This window comes from Mesorhizobium sp. CA16, assembly GCF_020165175.1.
Classification (GTDB): Bacteria; Pseudomonadota; Alphaproteobacteria; order Rhizobiales; family Rhizobiaceae; genus Mesorhizobium.
Window position 1 is genome coordinate 1 of the sequence record NZ_JAIUHP010000002.1, and the last position, 24,056, is coordinate 24,056.

Genomic DNA, 24,056 nt, shown 5'->3' on the forward strand with positions numbered 1-24,056 from the left:
CCTACTGCCTACTGCCTACTGCCTACTGCCTACTGCCTACTGCCTGCCAATCAACGCCCGCGCGATGATGACGCGCATGATCTCGTTGGTGCCTTCGAGGATCTGGTGGACGCGCAGATCCCGCACCAGCTTCTCGATGCCGTAGTCGTGCAGGTAGCCATAGCCGCCGTGCAGCTGCAGCGCCTGGTTGGCGATGTCGAAGCCGATATCGGTGACGAAGCGCTTGGCCATCGCCGACCATTTGCCGGCGTCGGGCGCCTTGCGGTCGAGCTTGGAAGCGGCGGCATAGAGAAAGATGCGGGCCGCCTGCAGTTCCGTTTCCATGTCGGCCAACCTGAACTGCAGCGCCTGGAACTGGTTGATCTTGGAGCCGAAGGCCTTGCGCTCGGCCGTGTAGGCAAGCGCCTTGTCGAGCGCCGACTGCGCTCCGCCGAGCGAACAGGCGGCGATGTTGAGCCGGCCGCCGTCGAGCCCGGCCATGGCGATGCCGAAGCCTGCGCCTTCTGCGGCGAGCAGGTTCTCGGCCGGCACCTTGCAGTCCTCGAAGATGACCTGGCGGGTCGACTGCATGTGCCAGCCCATCTTGTGCTCGTTGGCGCCGAACGAAAGGCCGGCCGCATCCTTGGGCACGACAAAGGTCGAAATGCCTTTCGGGCCGTCGCCGCCGGTGCGCGCCATCACGACATAGAGGTCGCTGTCGCCGGCGCCGGAGATGAACTGTTTGGCGCCGTTCAAGACATAATCGCCGCCGCTTTTCACCGCACGCGTCTTCAGCGCAGCCGCATCCGAGCCCGAGCCGGGCTCGGTCAGGCAATAGCTCGCCAGCCACTCCATAGAGGTCAGTTTCGGCAGGAAGCGCTGGCGCTGCTCGTCGCTACCGAAGCGGTCGATCATCGAGGCCGCCATGTTGTGGATGGAAATGAAAGAGGAGAATGCCGGATCGGCGTGGGCAAGCGCCTCGAAGATCAGCACGGCATCCAGCCGCCCCAGCGCCGAGCCGCCGACATCGTCGCGCACATAGATGCCGCCGAGGCCGAGCGGCCCGGTCTCGCGGATCACATCGGCGGGGAAGTGCTTTGCCTTGTCCCAGTCGAGCGCATTGGGCGCGACGCGGTCCGACGCGAAGGCTCGGGCCATCTCTTGGATGGCGCGCTGTTCCTCGTTGAGTTCGAACTGGCCAGTGCCCGCATCGACTGCCGCGTCCATGGCGTGCTCCCTGTCGTTCAGGCCTTCTGGCCTGTCGTTTTTGGCTTTGCGCGCCGTTCAATCTAGACCAATGATGCCGCCGCGCAACCCGGGCCGTTGAGAACCGGCTGTGCATGGAATGACGAACGGAGTTCTTGCGTGCCGACAATTTTCGATGAGTTGCTGGAGCGATTCCAAGCCTGTCTCGCCGGCGCCGACAACGATCTGGTGACGGATGAAGTCGCGCGCATCGGCTGGGACATGCCTGCGCGTTCTCTCGAGCCGCGTGCGCTTGGCTGCCTTAGCCATCTCGATCGCATCGCCGAGTTGGCTCCGGCCGACGCCGGGCCATTGACGCGATTTGTTGCCGACCATCGGGACGAGTTGCGCTGGGGGCAGACCTACAGCGCCGCCGATTTCGGGCAGAGTTTTGTCGACAATTACGGCTGGCTGGAAGTGTTCGGCACCCGCGGGCATTTCGTCAACGAAGCGGTCGCGGCTGGCCTGCTGATCCTTGGGCCCAACATCGTCTATCCCGACCATCATCACCTCGCCGAGGAGATCTATATCCCGCTGACCGGCGGCACGGAGTGGCGGATGGGCGAGGAGAACTTTCATACGCGCGACGCCGGCGAGGTCATTCACCACGCTTCCAATGTCAGCCATGCCATGCGCACGGGCAAGGAACCGCTGATGGCGCTCTATCTCTGGCGCGGCGGGCCGCTGGCACAGAAATCGACCATTGGCTCAGGGGGCAGGGGCTGATGGCGAAAGCGATCATGCTGCAGGGCACCGGCTCGGATGTCGGCAAGACCGTGCTGGTGGCGGGGCTTTGCCGCGCTGCGAAGAATCGCGGGCTGAAGGTTAGGCCATTCAAGCCGCAGAACATGTCGAACAATGCTGCCGTTGCCGACATCCCGGGCGACGCCACAACCGGCGAAGGCGAGATCGGCCGCGGGCAATGGCTGCAGGCGCTGGCCTGCGGCGTGAGGCCGACCGTGCATATGAACCCGGTGCTGCTCAAGCCGCAGAGCGATAGCGGCTCGCAAGTGGTGGTGCAGGGCAAGGTTTTTGGCGAGGCGCGGGCGCGCGACTACCAGGCGATGAAAGCCGGACTGATGGACGCTGTGCTGGATTCCTGGGCGCAGGTTGGCGCGGGCGCGGACCTGGTCATCGTCGAGGGCGCGGGCTCGCCCGCCGAAATCAATCTCAGAAGCCGCGACATCGCCAATATGGGCTTTGCCACGCGCGCCAATGTGCCGGTGATCCTGGTCGGCGACATCGACCGCGGCGGCGTGATTGCGTCCGTGGCCGGCACGCATCTGATCCTGCCGGAGGAAGACCGGCGCATGATCGCCGGCTATCTCATCAACAAGTTCCGCGGCGATGTCTCGTTGTTCGACGACGGGATCAGCGCGATCGAAAAATTCACCGGCTGGCGCTGCTTCGGCGTCGTGCCGTGGCTGAAGGCGGCCGGGCGGCTGCCGTCCGAGGATTCGGTGGTGCTCGAACGCCTCGCTTCCGGCGAGAAGCGGGCGCTGAAGGTGGCGGTGCCGATGCTGGCGCGCATCGCCAATTTCGACGATCTCGATCCGCTGAAAGCCGAGCCGCAGGTCGAGGTGGTGTTCGTGCCGCCGGGCAAGAAGCTGCCGGAAGATGCCGGGTTGGTGGTCATCCCCGGCTCCAAATCGACGATCGGCGATCTCCTGAAATTCCGCGAGAACGGCTGGGATCGCGATCTCCTCGCCCATCGCAAGCGCGGCGGCCATGTCGTCGGCATCTGCGGCGGCTACCAGATACTCGGCCGCATGGTGCGCGATCCCGACGGCATCGAAGGCAGTGTCACTGAGGCCGAAGGTCTTGGCCTGCTCGACATCGAAACGGTGATGGAGCCTGAGAAGACTGTGCGCAATTCAAGCGCGCAGTCAGTGCAGTTCGGCCTGCCGCTCGAAGGCTACGAGATCCATCTCGGCCGCACCACCGGCCCGGACACGGCGCGGCCATCGACGATCCTCAACGGCGCCGAGGACGGCGCGGTTTCCGCCGACGGCAAGGTGATCGGCACCTATCTGCACGGCCTGTTTTCCGCCGACGCTTTTCGCGCCGCATACCTGGAGAGCCTTGGCGTCAGGGGAGGCGGTATCGACTATCGCGCGGATGTCGAGAAGGCGCTGGACGAGGTCGCGGCCGAGCTGGAGAGGCATCTCGACTGCGACGCGATTTTTGCCATCGCGCGATAGATAGCTCTATCGAACCCACAGGGTTTGTGATTGGCGAAAACGCCCCTCGGGTCGTCATCCACGGGCAGAGCAAGGAGCGAAGCGACGCAGCGCAGACCCGAGGATCCATTCCGTGACGTCAAGGCTTTGCAACAGTGCAGAATTCTGCTCCGCAGCACCCCTCGCGTGAGGTAACGGAATGGATCCTCGGGTCTGCGCGTCCGCTTCGCTCCCGCTCCGCCCGTGGATGACGAAGCTGGCAGATCGCGGCCAATCTCCAGCGTCACTGATGGCCTCAAGCCTTCTCCCCCACCTTCGGCCAATAGGTGCCGAAGGACCAGACATTGCCTTCCGGGTCGAGGCAGATGAACTCGCGGCTGCCATAGTCGCGGTCGACCAGTTCCTGGATGATTTTCGCGCCGGCCTTCTTGGCACGCGCATAGGCGGCGTCGGCGTCATCGACGGCGATGTAGATCGACTTGCCGCCGCCACCGCCGGGCGCGCCGACCATCTTGCCGTAATCGTCGTCGCGTGCCGTACCCAGCATGATCATCGAGGACCCGAAAGTGAGCTCGGCATGGTGGACGATGTCGCCCTCGCCATAGCGAGCGTGCGCCTCGAAGCCGAAGGCCTCGCATAGCCAGTCGATCATCTTGGCGGCGTTCCTGTAGCGCAGAGCCGGATAGAGACGGGGTGCTTCGTTTGCTGTCGGCATGACAATCTCCCTGGTCGGTTGATGAATGCCAGTCTGCGCAAAGGCGGTCTCGGCGTCTTGAAGAAATGTTACCTGGGTCAGGCCTACATCGACGCCGCGAGACCGGTCGGCGTTTCGCCGGCCAACTGACGGAACTCGCGCACCAGATGCGCCTGGTCGGCGTAGCCGCAATCGGCGGCGATGCCGGCCCAGTCATCGTCCTGCCGCTTCGACAGGGACAGCGCGCGATTGAAGCGCACGATGCGCGACAATGTCTTCGGGCCGATGCCGATCGCGTCGGTGAATCTCGCCGCCAGATGCCTGCGGCTCCAGCCGATCTCGCCGGCGAGCGTCGAAATGCGGGTGCGGCCGCCCGACGCAATGACCGCCCTGTAGGCCCAGGCGATTTCCGGTGAAAGCGCATTCGCCTCGACAAGGCGGCTGGTAATGAATCCCTCGGCAATGTCGAAGCGCGCGTTCCAATCCGATGCCTCGCCGAGCCGTTCGCGCAATGCGATGCCGTCAAAGCCCAGCGCATCGTCCAACCCGACCATGCGATCGCGCAACTCGCTCATCGGCAGGCCGAAGAACTGCCTGGCGCCAAGCGGGGTGAAATTGACCTGAACGCAGCAGGCGCCGCCAAAGGATTCGATCATGACCGGCCCGGCATAGAGGCCGGCGACGAAGCTGGCGTGGCGGTCATTGTCGCCCGGGCTGTGGCCGAGCCCGATGGCAAAGGCTTCGGCGAAGCTGATCACCAGCGGCACGGTCAGCGAAGCATATTCGACGATGCGGAAATGGCCGAGGCGGGTCTCGCGATAGCCGCAGATATCCGTGACGACGCCCGCAAGCGAGGCGGCGGGCTTGCGCCGCACCATCTCGAAATGGAGGGCGGGAGAGCGATTATCCTGGCGATGGCGCTCTGACTCGTCGGACATGATCCAAGCCTAGCAGAACACCCCTTCGAAAATCAAAAGCGCCCGGCAGGGCCGGGCGCTCCGAGTTGCCTGAGAATGCTGTGCTCAGGTGCCGCGCATCAAACAGCCGGCGGCGAGCACGATGTAGGCGATAAGCATGATCCAAACGGACGCAAGAGGAATGAATGCAAGAACGCCAAGCGCGGCGAGAAGGCCGATGACGGCGATAACCAACGAAATAATGAACACGATCTGGGTGGGCGCACTGAGATTCATGTCTGGTCCCTCCAACATGATTCGCAACACCAGAACTCTAACAGGAGGAGGCCTCACACACCAACCAGTTGGCGTAAGGGATTGGCGGGGTCTGCCAAGAGCTTGATCGCGAGCGCCACGCACACGGTCACCAGCAGCGGCTTGATCAGCTTCGCGCCAATCCGGATGGCCAAGCTTGCGCCGACCCGGGCGCCGATGAACTGCGCCACGCCCATCATCAGGCCGATCTTCCAGTCGATAACGCCGACCGCGGCGAAGACGACGAAGCCGCCGATGTTGGACGTGAAATTGAGCAGCTTGGTGTGCGCCGTCGCCTTGAGCACGCCGTAGCCGGCAAGGGTGACGAAGGCGAGCATGTAGAAGGAACCGGCGCCCGGACCGAAGAGCCCGTCATAGAAGCCGATCAGCGGCGGGACGCTCAGTCCGAACAGGAAGGGCGACAGCCGCTCGGCGCGGTCGACGTCGCCCATGTTCGGCTTCAGTGCGAAATAGAGCGCGATGGCGATCAGCAGCAGCGGCAGCAGGGCACGCAGGAAATCGCCCGGCACGACGGTCGCCAAAAGCGCCCCGACCGCGCCGCCGGCAAGCGCCAGCGCGGCGGACGGCAACTGGCGACGCAGGTCGACCTGACCCTTGGCGGCGTAATGGATGGTGGCCGAGCCGGACCCGAACATGCCCTGCAATTTGTTCGTGCCAAGGGCTGCGACCGGCGAAAAGCCGGCAAGCAGCAGCGCCGGGATGGTGATCAGCCCGCCGCCGCCGGCGATCGAGTCGACAAAACCCGCCGCGAAAGCGGCGGCAGTGAGTATGAAGACGGACTGCAGGGTAAGATCGATCATCGGGCTGGGAGTGAGGCGAGGAAGGGAGCCGCAGCTTCCATCACGCTCGCCCCGTTTGCGCAAGAGCGATTCCACGCTAGAGCGGTTCGCCGTTAGACGCCGAACCGCTCTGTTCTTGTTTTGACGCAAATTCCGGTCGGAAGGCTACGGCGAAGTCGCCGAGCCTAAACGCTCACACTTTTCCTGAATTTGCTCTAACAATCAGGCGGATTCGCAAAGGGAGCTTGGTGGCGATGGCGCTGCTCGACCAGATACGTTCGATCTTCGACGGTGACCCGGGTGTGCGCAAGGTGGCGGACGACCCTGTGCTGTCTGCGGAATTGCTGATGCTGTTCCGCATGATCCTGGCCGACGGCTCGGTCTCGGAGAGCGAGATGGCCGTCTTCCGGCATATCTGCGAGGAAGCCTTCGGCATTCCGGAGGCCAGCATCGACAGTGTCATCGAATATCTTAACGATTATGGCTACGAGACCAACGGCTCGCAGGCGATCGCGCTGTTCCGCGACCTCGATGTCGAGCGCCGAAAGCTGCTTGCGCGCCACATGGCCGAGATCGCCAAGGCCGATTCCAAGCTGGCGGAGAGCGAGGTGAAGCTGCTGCGCCGCACGCTCGACCTGCTCGACATCAGCCCCGTCGATTTGGTGAAACCGGAGAGCTGAACTACCCCTGTTCCTGCATTTTGCGCGCGATCGCGCGGTGAAGGTCGGGTGCCGCCGCGACCAGCGCCTGCGCCGCCTCTGAGCGCGGATGGTCGAGCACCTCGGCCGCCCGGCCGCGTTCGACGATCTTGCCTTCATGCATGACCAGCACCTCGTCCGCCATGGCGCGGGCGACCGTCAGGTCATGGGTGATGAAGAGATAGGCGATGCCGAGCTTCTGGTTGAGCTCGGCGAAAAGGTCGAGGATCTGGGCGCGGATCGAGACGTCCAGCGCCGATACCGGCTCGTCGGCCACTACCAGCTTCGGACGGGTGATGATGGCGCGGGCGATCGACAGGCGCTGGCGCTGGCCGCCCGAGAATTCATGCGGGTATTTGTCCATGTCGCGCTGGCTAAGGCCGACTTCCTGCAGCGCATGCGCGACCATCTCGCGGCGCTCGGCCTTTGCCGGCTGCTTTTCCAGAAGATGCAGCGGCTCGGCCACCAGCTTCTCGACCTTCTGGCGCGGGTCGAAGGAACCGTAAGGATCCTGGAACACGACCTGCATGTCGCGTCGGGCCGGCTTCAGCGTCGACTCCGGCTTGCCGGTGATGGGCTCGCCGCGAAAGCGGATCGTGCCCGCCGTCGGCTTGTCCAAGGCGAGGATCATGCGGGCAAGCGTGGACTTGCCGCAGCCCGAGCGGCCGACGAGCGCCACCGATTGCGTGGGCTCGATGGTGAGCGAGACATCGTCGACGGCGCGGATCGGTTGCGCCGGCCGGAACAGCGATTTGCGCCGCCCCGGATAGTCCCGGCTGACGCCCTCGACTTCGAGCAAGGGTTTTGCCGATCCGGCAAGGTGCGGTTTCGGGCGCGCCGGCACATGCATGGAAGCCAGCGCCAGCTCGCGGGTGTAGGGATGCTGTTGTTCCGACAGCGTGCGGGCGGTGTCGCCGGCTTCCGTCACCTCGCCACGGCGCAGGATGGTCAGGCGGTCGGCCATCTCGGTCACCACCGCGAGGTCGTGCGAGATGAGTAGCAGGCCCATACGGTTTTCGCTGACCAGGTCGCGCAGAAGATCGAGGATCTGCGCCTGCAGCACCACGTCGAGCGCCGTCGTCGGCTCGTCCGCGATCAGCAGCTTCGGTTTCAGCGCGCAGGCGATGGCGATGACGACGCGCTGGCGCTGACCGCCGGACAGTTCGTGCGGGTAGCGCGACAGCGGGAATTTGGCCTCGGGCAGGCCGACGCGGTCGAGGATTTTTCGCGCGCGCTCCTCGGCCTCGGCGCGGCCCGCCTTGGTGTGCCAGCGTATGCCCTCGGCGACCTGCTCGCCGATGGTCTTGACCGGGTTGAGCGCCGTCATCGGCTCCTGGAAGACCATGCCGATATCGTCGCCGCGCAAGGCGCACATCTGGTCCTCGGTGGCAGCGAGGATGTCGATGCCGTCCAAGGCGACGCGGCCCTCGGCGCGGGCCAGATGCGGCAGCAGCCGCATGATTGTCAGCGCCGTCATCGACTTGCCGGAGCCGGATTCGCCGACCAAGCCGACGACCTCGCCCGGTGCGATTGTCAGCTCGACGCCTTTCAGGATCGGTGTGGCGCCGATCGAAAGCGACAGGTTTTCGATCTCGAGCAGGTTCATCTACGCCGCCGCGATTTCGGATCGAGGATGTCGGCGATGCCGTCGCCGAGCAGGTTCAGCCCGAGCACGGTGATCACGATCGCCATGCCGGGGAAGATCGCCATCCAGGGCGCGGTCACCATGCGCGTCTGCGCGTCGAACAGCATGCGGCCCCAGCTCGGCATCGGCGGCTGGGCGCCGAGGCCGACATAGGAAAGCCCGGCTTCGGCGAGGATGCCCAGCGCGAACTGGATCGTGCCCTGGACCAGCAGCAGCGTCGCGATGTTGGGCAGGATGTGCTCGACGGTGATCCGCGTCATGCCCTTGCCGGCGGCGCGTGCGGCGAGGATGAACTCGCGCGGCCAGATGGCTAAAGCGCCGGCGCGGGTGACACGGGCAAAGACCGGGATGTTGAAGATGCCGATGGCGATGATGGCGTTGACGGCGCCCGGGCCGAAGATCGCGGTGATCATGATTGCCGAAAGCAGCGCCGGAAAGGCAAAGACCAGGTCGTTGAGGCGCATCAGCGCCTCGTCGACTATCCCGCCGCGCGCCGCGGCGAAGGCGCCGAGCGGCACGCCGATGCCCATGCCGATGCCGACCGCGACCAACGCCACGGCGATCGAGTTGCGGGCGCCGACCATGATCATCGACAGGATGTCGCGGCCGAAATGGTCGGTGCCGAACCAGTGCGCCCAGGAGGGCGCCTGCGTCTTGTCGGCGATCACCAACCTCGTGACGTCGTAAGGCGTCCACAGGAACGAAACGAGCGCGACGGCCACAACCAGCAGCGTGATGGCCAGACCGATCAGGAAGGAGCGGTTGCCGAAGGCCTTGGCCAGCACGCCGGCAAGCGTTTCTTCGGGCAGGTCGACGCGCAGGGTCATTGCCGGCCTCTCGAGCGGTTCCGCGTTTCGCGGAATCGCTGAACCGCTCTCAGTATTTGTTTTGGCGCAATTCCGGACGGAAAACCGCCACGCACTTTTCCTGGAATTGCTCTTAGGCGCGGGTCGACGAGGGCGTAGGAGAAATCGACAATGAAGTTGATGACGATCACGGCGGCGACCAGCAGCATGACGATGCTCTCGACCACGATCAGGTCGCGCTGGGTGATCGCCTGGAAGATCAGCCGGCCGAGGCCTGGCAAGTAGAAGACATTCTCGATGATGATGGTGCCGGCAAGCAGGAAGGCGAATTGCAGGCCGAGGATGGTGAGCACCGGGATCATGGCGTTGCGCAGCGCGTGGCGCCACAGCACGGCGCGGTAGGGCAGGCCCTTGGCGCGGGCGGTGCGGATATAGTCCTCGTTGAGCACCTCGATCAGCGCCGAGCGGGCGACGCGTCCGAGAATCGCCGCCTGCGGCAGCGCGAGCGCGACGGCGGGCAACAGCAGGGATTTCAGCGCCGTCCAGATGCCGGCGCTCCAGCCTGGGAAACCGCCGGCCGGCACCAGCCGCAGCCATACGGCAAACAGATAGATCAGCATCAGCGCGAACCAGAAATTCGGCACGGCGACGCCGAGCTGGGCGGCGCCCATGGCGAGCGTGTCGCCAGCGCGGCCCTGGCGGCTGGCGGAGAACACGCCGACCGGAATGGCGATGATGGTCGAAAGCGCCAGCGCGATCAGCGCCAGTGGCAGGGAGACGACGACGCGTTCGCGCACCAGGTCGATGACGGGCACCGAATAGGTGTAGGAGCGGCCGAAATCGAGACTGAGCAAGCCTGCCGCCCAGTGGAGATAGCGCAGCACCAGCGGCGCGTTCAGCCCCATCTGGTCGCGCAGCACCTCGACCTGCTCGGCGCTGGCGTTGAGGCCCAGCATCAGGCGCGCCGGATCGCCGGGCAGGATCTCCATGACCGCGAACACCACCATCGAGGCCAGCACCAGCGTGAGGGCCGCGATGATGAGGCGTTTCAGGAGATAGGCGGTCATGGGAGGCGATCGGGCGATCGCGCCGGCCTCAATCCGTCCACTTCACCTTGGTCAGATCGTCAGCCTCGATCGGCCAGTTCGTCCACATGCCCTGCAGCTTGGCATCCCAGACGCCAATCTTGGGCAGCTCGAACAGGTAGACGGCGGGCACGTCGTGCGCGAGAATCCTCTGCGCCTCGCCCAGCAGCTCCAGCCTCTTGTCCTTGTCGACCGTGGTGCCGAGCTCCTTGATGACATCGTTGAACTTCGGATTGTCATACTGGAAATAGTAGCCGGGCCGCGAATAGATATCGATGTCGTTTGGCTCGACATGGGAAACAATCGTCAGGTCGTAGTCCTTGTTGGTGAAGACCTGGCTCAGCCACTCCGCCCATTCGACCGGAATGATCTGCAGATTGACCCCGATGTCCTTCAGTTGGGACTGAATCACCTGGCCGCCGTCGCGTGCGTAGGGTACGGGCGGCAGCTTGATCGTGGCCGAAAAGCCGTTCTCCAGCCCCGCTTCCTTCAGATACTCCTTGGCCTTGGCGATGTCGTGCGGATAGACGCCGGTGAGATCGACATAGCCCGTATCGCCTGGCGAGAAATGAGACCCGATCGGCTTTCCAAGACCGTTCGAGGCCGCGGCGATGATGGCACTGCGATCGATCGCGGAGGCGAGCGCCTGCCGCACCGCGAGCTTGTCGAAGGGCGGCTTCTTGTTGTTGATCGACAGGATCGTCTCGCCCTCGGTCGAGCCGATCACGACGCTGAAGCGCGGATCGGACTGGAGTTGCTCGAGCGCGTCTTGTGCGGGCATGTTGGCGAAAGCCTGGATGTCGCCCGAGAGCAATGCGGGGACAGCCGCGGCCGCGTCGGGCACGATACGGAACGTCGCCTTGTCGAGCGCGGCGGGCGTACCCCAGTAGTCCGGATTCTTGACCAGCGTGATCTCGGAACCCTTGGCCCAATGATCGAGCTTGAATGGACCGGTGCCGATCGGCTTGTCCTTGTTGCCGTCGGCCGACCCCTTCCCCACGATCACCGCTGCAACCTGGCCCATGTCGCTGAGGAAACTGCCCTGCGGTCCATCGAGACTGACCTTGACGGTCGCCGGATCGACCGCCGTGACATCGGTGATGTGGGCAAAGAGCTGCTTTTGCGGATTGAGCGAATCCTTGGCACGCGCCCGGTCCAGCGAGAATTTCACGTCGTCGGCGCTGAAGGCCGAGCCATCGTGGAACTTCACGCCCGAATGCAGCTTGAACGTGTAGACCTTGCCGTCGTCAGAGACGGCCCAGCTCTCGGCGAGACCTGACTGAACCTGGCCGTTGTCGTCAATGCGTGTCAGCCCTTCAAAGACGTTGGCATAGGTGACTTCGCCGATGGCCGCGGCCGCACCGGCGGTCGGATCGAGATGCGGCGGCTCAAGCACAATGCCGAGCGTGAGGTCGGTGCGTGCGGCAAAGGCCGACGTGGCGGCGGCAAGCGACAGCATGGCCGCGGCCAGGATGGTCTTCCACAATTTCATCGCTGAACTCCCATTTGCTCAAAATGCGCTCAAGCTGGCGGATAGAAGCGTGATTTGGCCTGCGAGTAAATTGCGTTTCGTGCTGCCGGGCGGCGCCAGGCGGAATGTTTTTCCGGATCAGCCGGTTGTACCGCGCAAGAGCACATTGAGGCCGATAGCCATCACCTTGGCCGATTCCACCATGTCGGCGATGCCGACCCATTCGTCCGGCCGGTGGGCGAGGTCGAGAATGCCCGGGCCATAAGCGATGCAGTCATAGAGATGGCCGATGCGCGCGACATGCTTCTGATCGTAGGTGCCGGGCGAGATCACATATTCCGGTTCGCGGTCGAACACCGCCATGATGCCTTTGGCGACGGCCTTCACCACCGGCGCGTCGCGCTCCGTCATCAGCGGCTGCACCTCCATCAGATCGCGGATCTCGTAGTCGAATTTCTCGCGCTCGCGTTTCAGCCGTTCGAGGATGCCCGTGACTTCGCCTTTGACGGAGGCGATGTCCTCTTCGAGCAGAAAACGCCGGTCGATGGTGAGCCGACACCAATCGGGCACGTTGGGCGAGGGAAGCCCCGGCCGGAAATCCTCGGTCTGGCCGCCATGAATGGAATTGATGTTCATGGTCGAGCGCCTGGCGCCTTCCGGAACCACCGGCATGCGCGTCATCTTGCGGTCGAGGGCCGGGAACAGCTCGTCCTCGAAGGCCTGCAGGACGGCGCCCATATGGCGCACCGCATTGTCGCCGAGGAACGGCATCGAGCCATGCGCGATCTCGCCCTTGGTCTCGATCTCGGCCCACCACACGCCCCGATGGCCAAGGCAGATGCGATCCTTGTTCAGCGGCTCGGGGATGATGACGTGGTCGACTTTCGGCTTCGAGAAATAGCCGAGCCTCGCCAGATGGGCGACGCCGCCGAAACCGCCCGATTCCTCGTCCGCCGTGCCTGATATCTCGATGGCGCCGGGGAAATCGGGATAGACTTCCACGAAGGCTTCGACGGCGATGACGGAGGCAGCCAGGCCGCCCTTCATGTCGCAGGCACCGCGCCCATAGACCTTGCCGTCCTTCACCACGCCGGCGAAGGGATCGACGGTCCAGCCGTCGCCGGCCTCGACCACGTCGATGTGCGAGTTGAAATGCACGCAGGGGCCGGGCGAGCTGCCCTCGAAACGGGCAACGACGTTGACGCGCGGGTAGCGGTCGCTGTCGCCTGGCGCGCTTTCGGCACGAATAAACTCGGTCTCGAAGCCGAGTTTCTTCAGGCGCGCGCCGAGAAACTCGGCGCATGGCCGATAGGCTTCGCCCGGCGGGTTTACGGTCGGAAAGCGGATCAGGTCGGCGGTCAGCGCAACGAGGTCGTCGGCCCGATCCTCGACCGCCTTGAGAAGTCGTTCATTCATCCGGCGAATTGAAGAAGGAACGCAGCATTTTTGCAAGCGACCAGTCGCTCATTGCCACACAACGACCGAAGCATGGACCAACGCCTCGCCTAAACTTCAGAGGGTGCGTGGTGCGGCAGCAACTATACCGCGAAAATCGTTCAAATTCACCGCATTGCATTGGCGGATTCGTCAAGGAGTGTGTGGTACTTAACGCATCTGCCGGCGAAAAGATGGAAGAACCGCGCGAACGGCAGGGGCAATCAAAGGGGTTTGATCGCATGAAAAAGTTCGTTCTCATGGCAACCGTGCTAGCAACCGCGTTGTTCGGCATGTCCATCGCAAGCCGGGCGGCTGCGCTGGTGGCCAATATCGACGTCTCGTCGCAGACCATGACCGTCAGCAAATACGGCCAAGTGGTTTATCGCTGGAGCGTGTCGACCGCGCGCAAGGGTTACTTCACGCCGCGCGGCAGCTACCGGCCGCAATGGACCGCCCGGATGTGGTATTCGCGCAAGTATGACAACTCGCCGATGCCCTATTCGGTGTTCTTCCACGGCGGATACGCCATTCACGGCACCGGGTCGGTAAGAAATCTCGGGCGCCCGGCCTCGCATGGCTGCGTGCGCCTGCATCCGTCCAACGCCGCGACCTTCTATTCGATGGTCAAGGAAGTCGGTTACGGCAACACGCGGATCGTCGTCACCAACTGAGCCTGGTCGGACCTGTGATCGATAGAATGCGCGGGTGGCATTTGCCGCCTGCGCGCGAACTCGTCTTGAAGCGTTGCAGCAATGCCTCACAAGCACCGAAAAACAACGGCTTAGACGCATTGTTCCGCCGATGAAGCTGGTTTGGCCGATGCTGCAATGATAAGCGTGATGTGTTCATTGCAATGGCTCGGGGGCTAAGCATGTATCGATTTCTTCTAGGCGCTGCGATCGCGGCGACAGCAACGTCGGCCTTCGCTGCCGACGCACCGGTTGTTCTGGATCAGGAACTCGCACAGCCGCATATTTCGGGTTATGGCGAACTCTATCTCGGCGGCATCCATTTCTCGACGCCCGGGGACGACGCAAACGGCACGACCGCCGGTGGCGCGGCTCGGATCAATTTTCCGATCGACGCCCGCTGGAACATCCAGACCGACGCGGTGATCGACTCGCTGTGGGTAGAAGGAACTAACATCTACAGCTATGGCGGCGCCATTCACGGCTACTGGCGCGATCCGAGCTCGTATGCTCTCGGCGGCTTTGCGACGATCAACGGATATGGCGGGGACGAGGGCATCGGCGACGCTGGCCTCTACACTTTCACCGTCGGTCCCGAGGCTCAGGCCTATTTCGGCAACGTGACGCTCTACGGTCAGGCCTATTACGGGCAGTTGCGGGCCAGCGGCGAGTCCGAACATTTCGACAATTGGGGCGGCCGTGGCGTTGTGCGGTATTTCGCGCAGGACAATCTTCGCTTCGACGGTGAACTCGGCTTCTCGCGGCTGTCCGGCTTTGGCGGACATTTCGATACTGTCACGGCGGCATTGCAGGCTACTTATCGGTTCTCGGGGACCCCTTGGGCGGTGTTTGGCCGCTACCAGCTGGACCACCTGACCTTCTCGGGAGGTTCTGGAAGCGTGAACATCCACAAATATGTGGTTGGTCTGCGGGCAAGCTTCGGTTCCGACACCTTGCTCTCCGAGGATCGCAACGGTGCCACCATGGATACGTTCCGGCCGAATTTTACCATCCCCGCTCCGCTTTGAGGGCATCCGATCCGGGCCGCGGGGGCGCTCCCCGCGGCTTTTTCATTGCGTATGCGAAGCAGCGTCGCCCGCGAAGTTGCCTCACCGCAATTCAGCCGCTGATCCGGACGGAACGCGGCGCATGTTCCTCGAACTGGTATCGAGAGCGTTTTACGGAAACGGCGAACCGCTCTATCTCTTTGTTTTGATGTAATTCCGGACGGAAAACCGGTTACAGTTTTCTTGGAATTGGCCTAGCCGACCTCTTTGGTCTGCATTTGCCGCTTGCGGCGACGGCCGCTGATTTCCCAGCGTTTGTGGAACCACATCCACTGGCCGGGGTCCTCGCGCACCCAGCGCTCGACCACATCGGTGAGCAGCTGGGTGGTGGCGCTGACATCGACGCTGCCGCCTTCGGTGCGCGGCAAGGTTAGCCTGTCCTCGATTTCCAGGCGGAAGCGGTTGCCCGGCAGCCTGACGCAGCGGGCGGGATAGACATCGCAGTCATAGTGGCGGGCCAGGATGCCGAGCATCGGATTGCTCTGGCATGGGCGGCCGAAGAAAGTCGTCTCCACGCCGCCCGAGAATTTCTGATCGACAAGCACGCCGATATTGCCGCCCTTTTCGAGGATGGCGGCAAGGGCGAAGGACGCGCCGGCGGCGGAGGGCAGTAGTGCGCCCATCGAGGAGCGGCGCGTCGAGTGGATGTAATCAGCGAGATAGGGGTTGTTCGGCGGGCGAAACAGCGCGGTGATGTTCATGCCGAAGGTGGCCGCGGCCACCGGCAGCAACTCGAAATTGCCGAGATGGCCGGTGAACAGGATATGCGGCTTCCTCTCGCCGGCGATCTCGTGGAAATGCTCGACGCCGCCTACCTCGACCCGGCCCGGCTTCGAAGCGTTCGGATCGAAGTCGAACAGCGCGTCGAGAAAGATGTATTCGGCGGCAAGGCGGGCCATGTTGCCCCACATGTCGCGCGCGATCGCTTCGATCTCGGCGTCGCTCTTTTGCGGATAGGCAAGGCGCAGATTGTTGACCGCAACGCGGTGGCGCCCGACCATCGGGCCGATGCGGCGGGCGACGCGGTCGGCGAAGTTGAGCGCGCTGTCCGGCGGCAGAAGCCGCAGCAGCGAGAGCAACACGATGGCGAGCTTGGCGACCAGCCAATGCTCCAGCTGGCGCAGCCGTCGGCCGTAGCGGAACATGAAGTCCCGGCGGGCTTTCCTGAACACCTTGCCGACCATCTTGTCTTAGGAAACGCGCAGGATGATCTTGCCGAAGACGTCGCGGCCTTCCATGCGCTTCAGCGCGGCGTCGATGTCGTCGAAGCCGACTTCCGTGTCGATGACCGGCGCAACGAGGCCGGCCGCCATCTTCTGCATGGCGTTGGCCATGTTCTCCATGCGGCAGCCGAAGGAGCCGAGCAGCTTCAGCTGCTGCTGGAAGAGCTGCATCAGGTTGACCTGCGTCGACACGCCCGAGGTCGAGCCGCAGGTGACGAGACGGCCGCCGCGCTTCAAGCACAGCATGGAACCGGCGAAGGTGTCGGCGCCGACATGCTCGAACACCACATCGACACCCTTCTTCCTGGTCAGCTTGCGCACGACGCCTTCGAAACGATCCTCGCGGTAGTTGATGACATGGTCGGCGCCAAGCACCTTGGCCTTGTCGATCTTGTCGTTCGAGCCGACCGTGGTGATGACAGTGCAGCCCATCTTCTTTGCGAGCTGGATGGCAGCGGAGCCGATGCCGGAACCGCCGGCATGGACGAGGATGGTTTCGCCGGGTTCCAGCTTCGCATTGTCGAATAGCATGTGCTCGACCGTGCCGAAGGTAACGGGCGCGACCGCGGCGCCGATCTCGGTTACGCCGGGAGGAGCGGGCACCAGCAGGCGCGCCGGCAGGTTGATCTTTTCCTGGGCGAAGCCGTCGAGATGGAAACCGTGCACGCCGGAGACATGCTCGCAGAGATTGTCGCGGCCTTCGCGGCAGGCGCGGCACAGCCCGCAGGTGCGCGCGCCATAGATCGAGACCAATTGTCCCGGCAGCAGGTTGGAGACGCCGGGGCCGACCGCCTCGACCTCGCCGGCGGCCTCGGCGCCGACGACCAGCGGCAGCTTGCGCTTGGCAAACGCCATGCCGCGCCAGCCCCAGACGTCGATATGGTTGAGCGCCACCGCCTTGATGCGGAGCGTCACTTCGCCCAGCGAAGGCGGCGGGGGAGGCGCCAGGTCCACCGTTTCAAGGCGGCGGTCCTCGATAAGTTGCAATGCGCGCATGTGGCCTGTCGGGTTCTGATCAAAAGCGCGTTGCGCTTTAGTCTTTGTTTTATGCATGTCGTCGCAAAACCGATTTTACTTTTGCGCGACACGCATTGGCGGAAAAAGTCCGCTTAGACCGGTTCCCGCGCCATGACAAGGCAGGTGTTCTGGCCGCCGAAGCCGAAGGAATTCGACAAAACCGTGCCCACTTCGGCGTTGCGCTTGTTGTTCGGCACGACGTCGAGCACGATGGCCGGATCGGGATTGTCGTAATTGATCGTCGGCGGGATGACGCTTTCGCGCATGGTCATCAGCGAGAAGGCGGCCTCCACCGCGCCGGCGGCCGACAGCGTGTGGCCGATCATCGACTTGTTCGACGAGATCGGCATCGAGCCGATGCGCTCGCCGAAGACGGTGGACAGCGACAGGTGCTCCATCTTGTCGTTCTCGGGCGTCGAAGTGCCGTGCGCATTGACGTAGTCGATCTCGTTTTCGCCAAGGCCCGCATCGGCAAGAGCTGCGCGCACCGCCGCGATCGCCGGCGAGCCGTCGGGCTTGGAGCGGGTGCGGTGAAAATCGTCGGCCTTCTCGCCGCAGCCGCGCATGATGCCGAGGATCGTCGCGCCGCGCGCAAGGGCGCCTTCCAGCGATTCCAGCACCAGCGCGCCGGAGCCTTCAGCCAGCACGAAGCCGTCGCGGTCCTTGGAGAAGGGCTTTGAGGCCTTTTCGGGGATATCATTGTGAGTGGAAAGAGCCGAGAGCAGCGAGAAGCGGATCAGCGCTTCGGCGGTGGCCGAGCCGTCGGCGCCGATCGACAGTGCCTTGTCGCACTCGCCGCGCCGGATCGCCTCGACCCCGAGCTGGATGGCGGTGGCGCCCGAGGCGCAGGCGGTCGACAGGGTGATCGGCAGGCCACGCGTGCCGAAGCGGTCGGCCAGGCGATCGGCGATCGAGCCGAACTGCGTGGTCTCAAAGACATCCAGCTCCTTCAATCCGCGCGCCACGCGCAGCAACCTTTCGGCACCGGCGTCCCGCTTGTCGGAATTATAGAGCGAGAAGCGGTCGATCCAGTCGAGCTCGACCGGCGGCGAGGCCAGGAACAGCGGGCCGCCGAAATCGCCGGACTCCAAACCAGCTTCCGAGACGGCCTCCTGGGCCGCCGTCTCGGCCAGTTCGTAGGTGAGGTGGCTAGCGCCCTTCGAGCTCGAGGGCAGGAAGTCGACCATACCGGAAATACGGGTGTTGAGGTGGTCGACCGGAAAGCGGGTGATCGGATGGATGCCGGATCTGCCCGAGGTCAGCGCCGCCCAGTTGTCGGCCTTGCCGACGCCGAGCGAGGTCACCACGCCGATGCCGGTAACGGCGACGATTGGCCTGCCCATGTGGTCGCGAAGATTGGCCATGGTTTGTCTGCCTCGTTATCGAGCAATTCCAGGAAAAGTGTGTAGGGGTTTTCCGCCCGGAATTGCGAAAAACCAATCTAAACGGCTTTAACCAGCCCCAGGCCCTCGAATTGGTGATAGCCGATCGCGGTTGCAAGGACGGAATTGGGTGCGCCTTCAAATGAGCGCTCCACCGTGGCATCGAAGGCAGGATAACTGGCCCCGCGATCGACGGCCATTGCCGCGAGCGCAACCGCAAAGGGGAATTGAGCCTCCTTCATATGGCCGGTCAGCGTCGAGAAGGCGCGCACGGCCAAAGCCGGGTTGGCATCGAGAACGGCCTTTTCGGCCGCGGTGGCGGCATGGGCGCCGGAGGCGGCGGAAATCGTGAGCAGATCCCCGTCGGGAAGGGCGGCCCGCTTCAGCAGCGCAGCAATCTCTGAATTCAACTCGCCTTGCCGGCGCCTGGCGCGGCCGGAGACGACGGGGCCAAGCTCGGCGTAGATCTTGCGGCCTCGGTTCTTTGCGTGCTCGCGCTGCTCGAGCACCAGGAAGGCGCCGCCGGAGCCCGTGACCACGCCGCCGCCGTCCGAGCCCTGGCGCTGCCAGACCGGTTTCCACGGGCCGCGATGCAGGTAGCCGGCAAGCTCGTAGCCGAGCAGCATGTCGGAATGCTCGGTCTGAAAGGCGCCGCCGACCAGAACATGGGTCGACTGTCCCGAGCGGATGCGCGCGGCCGCCGTCTCGACGGCCGAGACGCCGGCGCCTTCCTCGCCCATGAAGGTGCGCGACGAACCGGTGACCTTGTGGACGATCGAGATGTTGCCGGCGAGCAGGTTCGAGAGCTGGGCCAGGAACAAAGTCGGCCGCAGTTCCGTCGTCAGCTTCTCGTTGAGCAGCACGTCGCGGTCGTTGCGGCTCTCGGAGGCCGCAAGGATCGCGGCGTCGACGGCTTCGTCGCGCTCACCGCCGCCGGCCGCCACCACCATGTCCATGGTGGCGCAAAGCTCGTCATTGCCCTTGATGCCGGCATCGTCGAGCGCCAGGCCGGCGGTGTAGGTGCCGAGACGCTGCCAGGTCTCCATCTGACGCTGGTCGCCGCGCTTGGCGATCTGCAGGTTCCAGTCGATCTCGGGGAGGGGATGGATGGTGTAGGGCGCGAAGCGCTCTGCCTCGAGCACCGGCTCAAGGCCCGGTCGGGTGAGCTTCTGCCAATGCGCATCAGGACCTTCTCCAAGCGAAGAGACAAGGCCGATGCCGGTGATGACGACGTCGTGAGAACTCATGGGCGGCTGTTGTGGGTCAGCTGGCGGGGCGCGTCAAGACCGCGCCCGAGCCGGCTCAGGCGGCCTTGGCCGCGACCAGCGCGTCGATCTTGGCGCACAGGTTCTTCATGACGAAGTAGTCGTCGGTCGAGGCCTTGCCGTCATTGACCTCCTGCGTCCACTTCTCGAGCGGCACCTTGATGCCGAATTCCTTGTCGATGGCAAAGACGATGTCGAGGAAATCGAGGCTGTCGATGCCGAGATCGTCGATCGTGTGGCTCTCGGGCGTGATGGTGTCGATATCGATCTCGCTGGTGTCGGCAATGATCTTGGCGACTTTCTCGAACGTGGTGGACAAGGGCTCTTCCTTCGGTTGCGGGCGGAATCTGTCCGCATCTTGTTTGGGCGCTGTCTAATCGGTTTTTCCCGGCAGGAAAAGGCCTGACGCGCCGGGGCAGATGGGATGTCGGCTTTGGGAGCGCAAGAAGGGCCGCCGGCCTGCCCGGCGGCCCCTCCCATTTGACGCTGCGTCAGCTTTGTGTCGCATGCCGTCTTCCCAAAGCCGGAACCACTTTGGGCGACATGCATCAGTCGCGGAGCTTGACCAGGTCGTTGAGCAACCCGCCCGTCCCGTTGTGGACGGTGAGCCGCTCGACCTTGCCGGCGATGGCCTCGAGAGCCTCGAGCTCCTTCAGTCGCAGCATCACCGGGTTCTCGGCCATCACCTTGGCCGTGTTGAGCAGCGAACGGGTAGCGTTCGTCTCCTCGCGGCGGCGGATGACGTTGGCCTCGGCCTGCTTCTCGGCCGAAACCACCTGGTTGAGGATCTCGCGCATGTCGCCCGGCAGGATCACATCCTTGAGAGCGATATCGCTGACCTCGACGCCGATCACGGCCATGTCGTCGCGCACCTTGGCAGCCGCGTCCTCGTCGACCGTGACCTTCTTGTCGAGGATCTGGTCGAGCGTGAGCGCGCCAAGCGTCTTGCGGAAGGCATACTGCAGGGCGCGGTAGAGGGCTTCGGAGAAGTCCTTCACCGTGCTCACCGCCGTCACCGGATCGACGACCCGGTATTCGGCGGCGATGTTGACGCGGATCGTCACGCGATCCTTGGTCAGCATTTCCTGCCCGGCGACATCGAGCGACTGGCGCTTGACGTCGACGACCTTCACCTGGACCATGCGCCCGACATTCCAGAAGGCGTGCACACCCGCGGCAAGCGTGCGGGTGTAGACGCCATCCACGAACAGCAACCCGACCTGGCCGTCCACGACCGGATAGAGGAACACATGTTCCGTCTTCCGGGCCTGGCCGATCCGGCGCATCAAGGCCGGATCGACGGCGAGATCGGCCGCCGTGTCGACGGACGTTACCTTCCACGGTCCAGCATCGGTCCAAAGCACGAGCTTGCGATCCGGGTTGAGCACGGCATGCAAGGCGCCGTCGCGCTCGACGACGGCGACGTCGGTACGCCCGGTGCGGATGACGGTGAGGTGACGCGCGGCCACATCCGGGAGCTTGTCGAACAACGCCTTCTCGTAAGCCGAAACGAATTCCGGGTTCTTCAGGTCGTGCCTGGAGATTTCCAGGTTGCCGCGCCGGTTGGCGAGCCAATGCTCGCCCGGCATCAGGATCGCCCGGATCTCACCCTTGTAGAGGGCGACGGCACGTTCATTTTCCTTCACGAGGACGCGCTGGCGTCCAAGAAGCTTTTCGAGAATGGTCTTCATTGTCTTACTCCTGTCGGGCATGGCCCCATGTGAGGCGTCACGTCATGCGTCGATCATCCTTTCGTTTCTCGTTTCACGTCGTCGTACTGTCCTGGGCACGAATGATCCGGGGACCGGTGGCATCGATCCACGGCGGGCCTTCGGGAGCGGATCGCGGGGCGACGAAGCGGGCGCCGGAAGCCGAAGCTTACTTTGCCGGCCGCGTCGCGCCTTGATCGTCACCGCGGGCCTGGCCGCGAGCCGATGGCGCAGGACGTCGCCGCCGGCGAGGCCGAAACCTTGCCGTCCGTGAAATCCTCGCATTCCGGTCCCCGGACCGTTTTTCGAATAACACCGTGTAGGGTGCTGGCTTTCGAGGCCAATGGAGAAGGATTCGAACCTTCGACAGTCAGATGACAAATCTGATGCTCTACCCAACCTGAGCTATCCGTGGTGCTGATGAAGGGACTCGAACCCTCGACCTCCGGACCTAAACCCGGCGCTCTAACCTCTGAGCTACATCGGCGATCCCAACACCCGAAACGGCGCCGTACACAGCGCGGCAGAGCCGGCTGCGCGGGCGGAGACGAAAGCTCCAACCGTTGTGCTCGCTTCGGTTTTCGTGACCGGGAGCGCGCCTATAGACCCTGCGACGGGTTGTCGCAAGCGGCATTGTCGCGGCGGATTTGCGGCTTCTTGCGGGAGTTGCATTTCGGCAACACCGGCGGGCGCGGCGTCTTAGAACGTGACCCGTCCCAGCACCTTGAGACCATCACCGTCCGGCGCCACCACCACGGCCTCGCCCTCGCGCGGCGCTACGCCGGTGAGCGCCTCGATGTTCTCCACATGCGTGACCAGCACCAGATTATCGGAGCCGGAATAGCCACGGATCTCCTTCATGATCGCGGCCATTTGCGCGGCCTTCTCGGCCGGGTCGGTTTTCAGCAGGTCGAGGGGCGCGAAGGGCTGCGGCTCGGATTCGAAAGCGATGCGGGCAGTATCAAGGCAACGGCAGTAGCGGCTGGAGAGCACATGATCGATCGGCGCCGAGCGCGCCGCGAACAGCGCGCCGATGCGGCTTGCCTGCTGCTTGCCACGCTCCGACAGGTTGAGCTGCGTGGCGCAATTGTCGATGTCGAAATTGGCCGGGTCGGCAGCTCCGGTGACGAAGGCATGGCGAAGCAGAACGACATGGCCGCCGTCGCGCAGCAACGCCCAGCCCGCGTCGGTCGCGTGAGCCAGGGTGGGAACGGCAAGCAGGAAGAGCGCCAGGGCAAGTCGCAGCATCGGAAGTCCTATGGCAGCCCGCAAAGGCAAGGTGGTGATTGGCATATAGGGACCGCAAAGCAGGCTGAAAGACAAGCAGCGGGGCAGCAGAGCAAATGGAGCGCCGTTCCGTTCGGTGCGATTGCGCCGCAGTCAAGGCCCGCCTATCACGGGAAAAATGTCTCCGCCCAAGAAATGACGCCGCTTACCGAAACCGTCCTCTTCGTCTTCAGCCTTGTGGCGCTCGGCTATCTGACCGGGCTCACCTTCTATCTGAAGCCGGCGAGCGGGGAGGGCATTTCGGAATTCGCCGTCAGCGTGGCGATGCCACTGCTGCTCTTCCGGACCATGGTCAAATCGGATTTCCATGGCGTAACGCCCTGGTCGCTGTGGGGCGCCTATTTTGCGGCCGCCGCCATCACCTGGACCACGGGCCATCTGATGATGACGCGCGTTTTCAAGCGAGATGCACGCGCGGGCATCGTCGGCGGCGTGTCCTCGGCTTATTCCAATGTGGTGCTGCTCGGCGCGCCCTTCGTCCTCGGCATATTCGGCGCCAGCGGCTTCGAGGTGCTGTCGCTGCTGGTCTCGATCCACCTGCCAATCATGATGATGGCCTCGATCGTGCTGTTCGAGATGTTCGGGCGCGGCAGCGGCGAGACGGTGCATCCGCTGCGCGTCGTCAAAAACTTCCTCAGGCGCCTGTTCCTCAATCCGCTGATCATCGGCATCCTGGTGGGGCTCGCCTGGCGCCTCACCGGCGCGCCGCTGCCGGACCTGGTCGAACGGTTGGTCAATACGCTCGCGGACACGGCCGGTCCGGTGGCGCTGTTCGCCATGGGGCTCAGCCTGCGCCGCTTCGGCATTTCCGGCAATATCAGGCCGGCGCTGGCGCTGTCGGTGCTGAAACTGTTCGTGATGCCGGCGCTGGTGCTGGCCTTCGTCTGGCTGCTCGGCCTGCCGCCGCTGACGGCCAAGGTCGCGGTGGTGGTTGCGGCACTGCCTTCGGGCATCAACTCCTATCTGATCGCCGTCCAGTTCAACACCGGCCAGGCGCTGGCCTCGAACCAGATGACGCTTGCCACCGCAAGCGCGGTGGTAACCACCTCGTTCTGGCTGACGGTGGTGATCCACGTCTTAGGATAGAGCCGCTGAACGCGGCTCGCTTTTGCTGGCCCAACCCCTATATGCCATCTTGTGATTGCTTGCCCGCCTTTCCCTAGGTA

The 24,056-nt window shown here is 64.0% G+C and carries 23 protein-coding genes and 2 tRNA genes; 6 read left to right on the forward strand and 19 right to left on the reverse strand.

What is annotated here, in order from left to right; translation table 11 throughout:
- Positions 1-36: 36 nt before the first annotated feature.
- Entirely contained in the window at positions 37-1,206 is a 1,170-nt protein-coding gene (locus tag LB525_RS03870) for an isobutyryl-CoA dehydrogenase (RefSeq protein ID WP_224543552.1), read from the reverse strand.
- Positions 1,207-1,344: 138 nt separating this feature from the next.
- Between LB525_RS03870 and LB525_RS03875 the strand changes: the two genes are divergently transcribed.
- Both LB525_RS03875 and LB525_RS03880 read left to right on the forward strand, forming a co-directional pair.
- Complete coding sequence (locus LB525_RS03875) at positions 1,345-1,950, forward strand: dimethylsulfonioproprionate lyase family protein (RefSeq protein ID WP_224543553.1); 606 nt, start codon at positions 1,345-1,347, stop codon at positions 1,948-1,950.
- Entirely contained in the window at positions 1,950-3,425 is a 1,476-nt protein-coding gene (locus LB525_RS03880; protein ID WP_224543554.1) for a cobyric acid synthase, read from the forward strand. Before LB525_RS03875 ends, LB525_RS03880 begins: the two co-directional genes overlap by 1 nt.
- A gap of 274 nt (positions 3,426-3,699) precedes the next feature.
- On the opposite strand, the gene LB525_RS03885 is transcribed toward LB525_RS03880, so the two are convergent.
- The 4 genes from LB525_RS03885 to LB525_RS03900 form a co-directional block, all read right to left on the reverse strand.
- Positions 3,700-4,119, reverse strand: a complete 420-nt coding sequence (locus LB525_RS03885) for a VOC family protein (RefSeq protein ID WP_224543555.1) — start codon at positions 4,117-4,119, stop codon at positions 3,700-3,702.
- Positions 4,120-4,202: 83 nt separating this feature from the next.
- Positions 4,203-5,036, reverse strand: a complete 834-nt coding sequence (locus LB525_RS03890) for a helix-turn-helix domain-containing protein (RefSeq protein WP_224522673.1) — start codon at positions 5,034-5,036, stop codon at positions 4,203-4,205.
- A gap of 84 nt (positions 5,037-5,120) precedes the next feature.
- Positions 5,121-5,291 carry a hypothetical protein gene (locus tag LB525_RS03895; protein ID WP_095764956.1) on the reverse strand — a complete coding sequence of 57 codons (171 nt, stop codon included), beginning with the start codon at positions 5,289-5,291 and terminating at the stop codon, positions 5,121-5,123.
- Positions 5,292-5,344: 53 nt separating this feature from the next.
- On the reverse strand, positions 5,345-6,130 hold the full coding sequence (locus LB525_RS03900; RefSeq protein WP_224522672.1) for a TSUP family transporter: 786 nt from the start codon (positions 6,128-6,130) through the stop codon (positions 5,345-5,347).
- A 227-nt stretch (positions 6,131-6,357) separates the two neighbouring features.
- Between LB525_RS03900 and LB525_RS03905 the strand changes: the two genes are divergently transcribed.
- Complete coding sequence (locus LB525_RS03905; RefSeq protein ID WP_224522671.1) at positions 6,358-6,789, forward strand: TerB family tellurite resistance protein; 432 nt, start codon at positions 6,358-6,360, stop codon at positions 6,787-6,789.
- Between the two features lies 1 nt (position 6,790).
- On the opposite strand, the gene LB525_RS03910 is transcribed toward LB525_RS03905, so the two are convergent.
- The 5 genes from LB525_RS03910 to LB525_RS03930 all read right to left on the reverse strand — a co-directional run bounded on the left by LB525_RS03910 (position 6,791) and on the right by LB525_RS03930 (position 13,230).
- Complete coding sequence (locus tag LB525_RS03910; RefSeq protein ID WP_224543556.1) at positions 6,791-8,413, reverse strand: ABC transporter ATP-binding protein; 1,623 nt, start codon at positions 8,411-8,413, stop codon at positions 6,791-6,793.
- Entirely contained in the window at positions 8,410-9,279 is an 870-nt protein-coding gene (locus LB525_RS03915) for an ABC transporter permease (protein ID WP_224522669.1), read from the reverse strand. Before LB525_RS03915 ends, LB525_RS03910 begins: the two co-directional genes overlap by 4 nt.
- Positions 9,276-10,325, reverse strand: coding sequence for an ABC transporter permease (locus LB525_RS03920; protein WP_224543557.1), 1,050 nt, complete (start codon positions 10,323-10,325; stop codon positions 9,276-9,278). The genes LB525_RS03915 and LB525_RS03920 overlap by 4 nt, the downstream gene beginning before the upstream one ends.
- 28 nt (positions 10,326-10,353) lie before the next feature.
- Positions 10,354-11,835, reverse strand: coding sequence for an ABC transporter substrate-binding protein (locus LB525_RS03925; RefSeq protein ID WP_224522667.1), 1,482 nt, complete (start codon positions 11,833-11,835; stop codon positions 10,354-10,356).
- Positions 11,836-11,952: 117 nt separating this feature from the next.
- Positions 11,953-13,230 carry an acetylornithine deacetylase/succinyl-diaminopimelate desuccinylase family protein gene (locus LB525_RS03930; RefSeq protein ID WP_224522666.1) on the reverse strand — a complete coding sequence of 426 codons (1,278 nt, stop codon included), beginning with the start codon at positions 13,228-13,230 and terminating at the stop codon, positions 11,953-11,955.
- A gap of 260 nt (positions 13,231-13,490) precedes the next feature.
- Between LB525_RS03930 and LB525_RS03935 the strand changes: the two genes are divergently transcribed.
- Positions 13,491-13,922 carry a L,D-transpeptidase gene (locus LB525_RS03935; RefSeq protein WP_095764962.1) on the forward strand — a complete coding sequence of 144 codons (432 nt, stop codon included), beginning with the start codon at positions 13,491-13,493 and terminating at the stop codon, positions 13,920-13,922.
- A 200-nt stretch (positions 13,923-14,122) separates the two neighbouring features.
- Positions 14,123-14,968 (forward strand): hypothetical protein, encoded by an 846-nt coding sequence (locus tag LB525_RS03940; protein ID WP_224543558.1) that lies wholly within the window; start codon positions 14,123-14,125, stop codon positions 14,966-14,968.
- Positions 14,969-15,201: 233 nt separating this feature from the next.
- Here LB525_RS03940 and LB525_RS03945 read toward each other — a convergent pair whose 3' ends face one another.
- The 9 genes from LB525_RS03945 to LB525_RS03985 form a co-directional block, all read right to left on the reverse strand.
- Entirely contained in the window at positions 15,202-16,191 is a 990-nt protein-coding gene (locus LB525_RS03945) for a lipid A biosynthesis lauroyl acyltransferase (protein ID WP_224543560.1), read from the reverse strand.
- 6 nt (positions 16,192-16,197) lie between these two features.
- Positions 16,198-17,226, reverse strand: a complete 1,029-nt coding sequence (locus tag LB525_RS03950; RefSeq protein ID WP_224543561.1) for a zinc-binding dehydrogenase — start codon at positions 17,224-17,226, stop codon at positions 16,198-16,200.
- A gap of 113 nt (positions 17,227-17,339) precedes the next feature.
- Complete coding sequence (locus tag LB525_RS03955) at positions 17,340-18,611, reverse strand: beta-ketoacyl-ACP synthase (protein WP_224543562.1); 1,272 nt, start codon at positions 18,609-18,611, stop codon at positions 17,340-17,342.
- A 77-nt stretch (positions 18,612-18,688) separates the two neighbouring features.
- Positions 18,689-19,876: a beta-ketoacyl-ACP synthase gene (locus LB525_RS03960; protein ID WP_224543564.1), complete on the reverse strand. Its 1,188-nt coding sequence runs from the start codon at positions 19,874-19,876 to the stop codon at positions 18,689-18,691.
- Between the two features lie 55 nt (positions 19,877-19,931).
- Positions 19,932-20,213, reverse strand: a complete 282-nt coding sequence (locus LB525_RS03965; protein ID WP_027167184.1) for an acyl carrier protein — start codon at positions 20,211-20,213, stop codon at positions 19,932-19,934.
- 229 nt (positions 20,214-20,442) lie between these two features.
- On the reverse strand, positions 20,443-21,585 hold the full coding sequence (locus LB525_RS03970) for a slipin family protein (protein ID WP_224543566.1): 1,143 nt from the start codon (positions 21,583-21,585) through the stop codon (positions 20,443-20,445).
- Between the two features lie 358 nt (positions 21,586-21,943).
- Positions 21,944-22,013 (reverse strand) — tRNA-Thr (locus LB525_RS03975).
- 2 nt (positions 22,014-22,015) lie between these two features.
- A tRNA-OTHER gene (locus LB525_RS03980) sits at positions 22,016-22,090 on the reverse strand.
- A 212-nt stretch (positions 22,091-22,302) separates the two neighbouring features.
- Entirely contained in the window at positions 22,303-22,851 is a 549-nt protein-coding gene (locus LB525_RS03985; RefSeq protein ID WP_095764970.1) for a histidine phosphatase family protein, read from the reverse strand.
- Positions 22,852-23,025: 174 nt separating this feature from the next.
- Here LB525_RS03985 and LB525_RS03990 point away from each other — a divergent pair, with 174 nt between their 5' ends.
- Positions 23,026-23,976: an AEC family transporter gene (locus LB525_RS03990; RefSeq protein WP_224543568.1), complete on the forward strand. Its 951-nt coding sequence runs from the start codon at positions 23,026-23,028 to the stop codon at positions 23,974-23,976.
- Positions 23,977-24,056 lie beyond the last annotated feature (80 nt).

Excerpts from the sequence above, each read along its gene's own strand:
- LB525_RS03870 (WP_224543552.1), bottom strand. The coding sequence starts at position 1,206 with ATGGACGCGGCAGTCGATGCGGGCACTGGCCAGTTCGAACTCAACGAG.
- LB525_RS03880 (WP_224543554.1), top strand. The coding sequence starts at position 1,950 with ATGGCGAAAGCGATCATGCTGCAGGGCACCGGCTCGGATGTCGGCAAG.
- LB525_RS03885 (WP_224543555.1), bottom strand. The coding sequence starts at position 4,119 with ATGCCGACAGCAAACGAAGCACCCCGTCTCTATCCGGCTCTGCGCTAC.
- LB525_RS03890 (WP_224522673.1), bottom strand. The coding sequence starts at position 5,036 with ATGTCCGACGAGTCAGAGCGCCATCGCCAGGATAATCGCTCTCCCGCC.
- LB525_RS03895 (WP_095764956.1), bottom strand. The coding sequence starts at position 5,291 with ATGAATCTCAGTGCGCCCACCCAGATCGTGTTCATTATTTCGTTGGTT.
- LB525_RS03900 (WP_224522672.1), bottom strand. The coding sequence starts at position 6,130 with ATGATCGATCTTACCCTGCAGTCCGTCTTCATACTCACTGCCGCCGCT.
- LB525_RS03910 (WP_224543556.1), bottom strand. The coding sequence starts at position 8,413 with ATGAACCTGCTCGAGATCGAAAACCTGTCGCTTTCGATCGGCGCCACA.
- LB525_RS03915 (WP_224522669.1), bottom strand. The coding sequence starts at position 9,279 with ATGACCCTGCGCGTCGACCTGCCCGAAGAAACGCTTGCCGGCGTGCTG.
- LB525_RS03920 (WP_224543557.1), bottom strand. The coding sequence starts at position 10,325 with ATGACCGCCTATCTCCTGAAACGCCTCATCATCGCGGCCCTCACGCTG.
- LB525_RS03925 (WP_224522667.1), bottom strand. The coding sequence starts at position 11,835 with ATGAAATTGTGGAAGACCATCCTGGCCGCGGCCATGCTGTCGCTTGCC.
- LB525_RS03930 (WP_224522666.1), bottom strand. The coding sequence starts at position 13,230 with ATGAATGAACGACTTCTCAAGGCGGTCGAGGATCGGGCCGACGACCTC.
- LB525_RS03935 (WP_095764962.1), top strand. The coding sequence starts at position 13,491 with ATGAAAAAGTTCGTTCTCATGGCAACCGTGCTAGCAACCGCGTTGTTC.
- LB525_RS03940 (WP_224543558.1), top strand. The coding sequence starts at position 14,123 with ATGTATCGATTTCTTCTAGGCGCTGCGATCGCGGCGACAGCAACGTCG.
- LB525_RS03945 (WP_224543560.1), bottom strand. The coding sequence starts at position 16,191 with ATGGTCGGCAAGGTGTTCAGGAAAGCCCGCCGGGACTTCATGTTCCGC.
- LB525_RS03950 (WP_224543561.1), bottom strand. The coding sequence starts at position 17,226 with ATGCGCGCATTGCAACTTATCGAGGACCGCCGCCTTGAAACGGTGGAC.
- LB525_RS03955 (WP_224543562.1), bottom strand. The coding sequence starts at position 18,611 with ATGGCCAATCTTCGCGACCACATGGGCAGGCCAATCGTCGCCGTTACC.
- LB525_RS03960 (WP_224543564.1), bottom strand. The coding sequence starts at position 19,876 with ATGAGTTCTCACGACGTCGTCATCACCGGCATCGGCCTTGTCTCTTCG.
- LB525_RS03970 (WP_224543566.1), bottom strand. The coding sequence starts at position 21,585 with ATGAAGACCATTCTCGAAAAGCTTCTTGGACGCCAGCGCGTCCTCGTG.
- LB525_RS03985 (WP_095764970.1), bottom strand. The coding sequence starts at position 22,851 with ATGCTGCGACTTGCCCTGGCGCTCTTCCTGCTTGCCGTTCCCACCCTG.
- LB525_RS03990 (WP_224543568.1), top strand. The coding sequence starts at position 23,026 with ATGACGCCGCTTACCGAAACCGTCCTCTTCGTCTTCAGCCTTGTGGCG.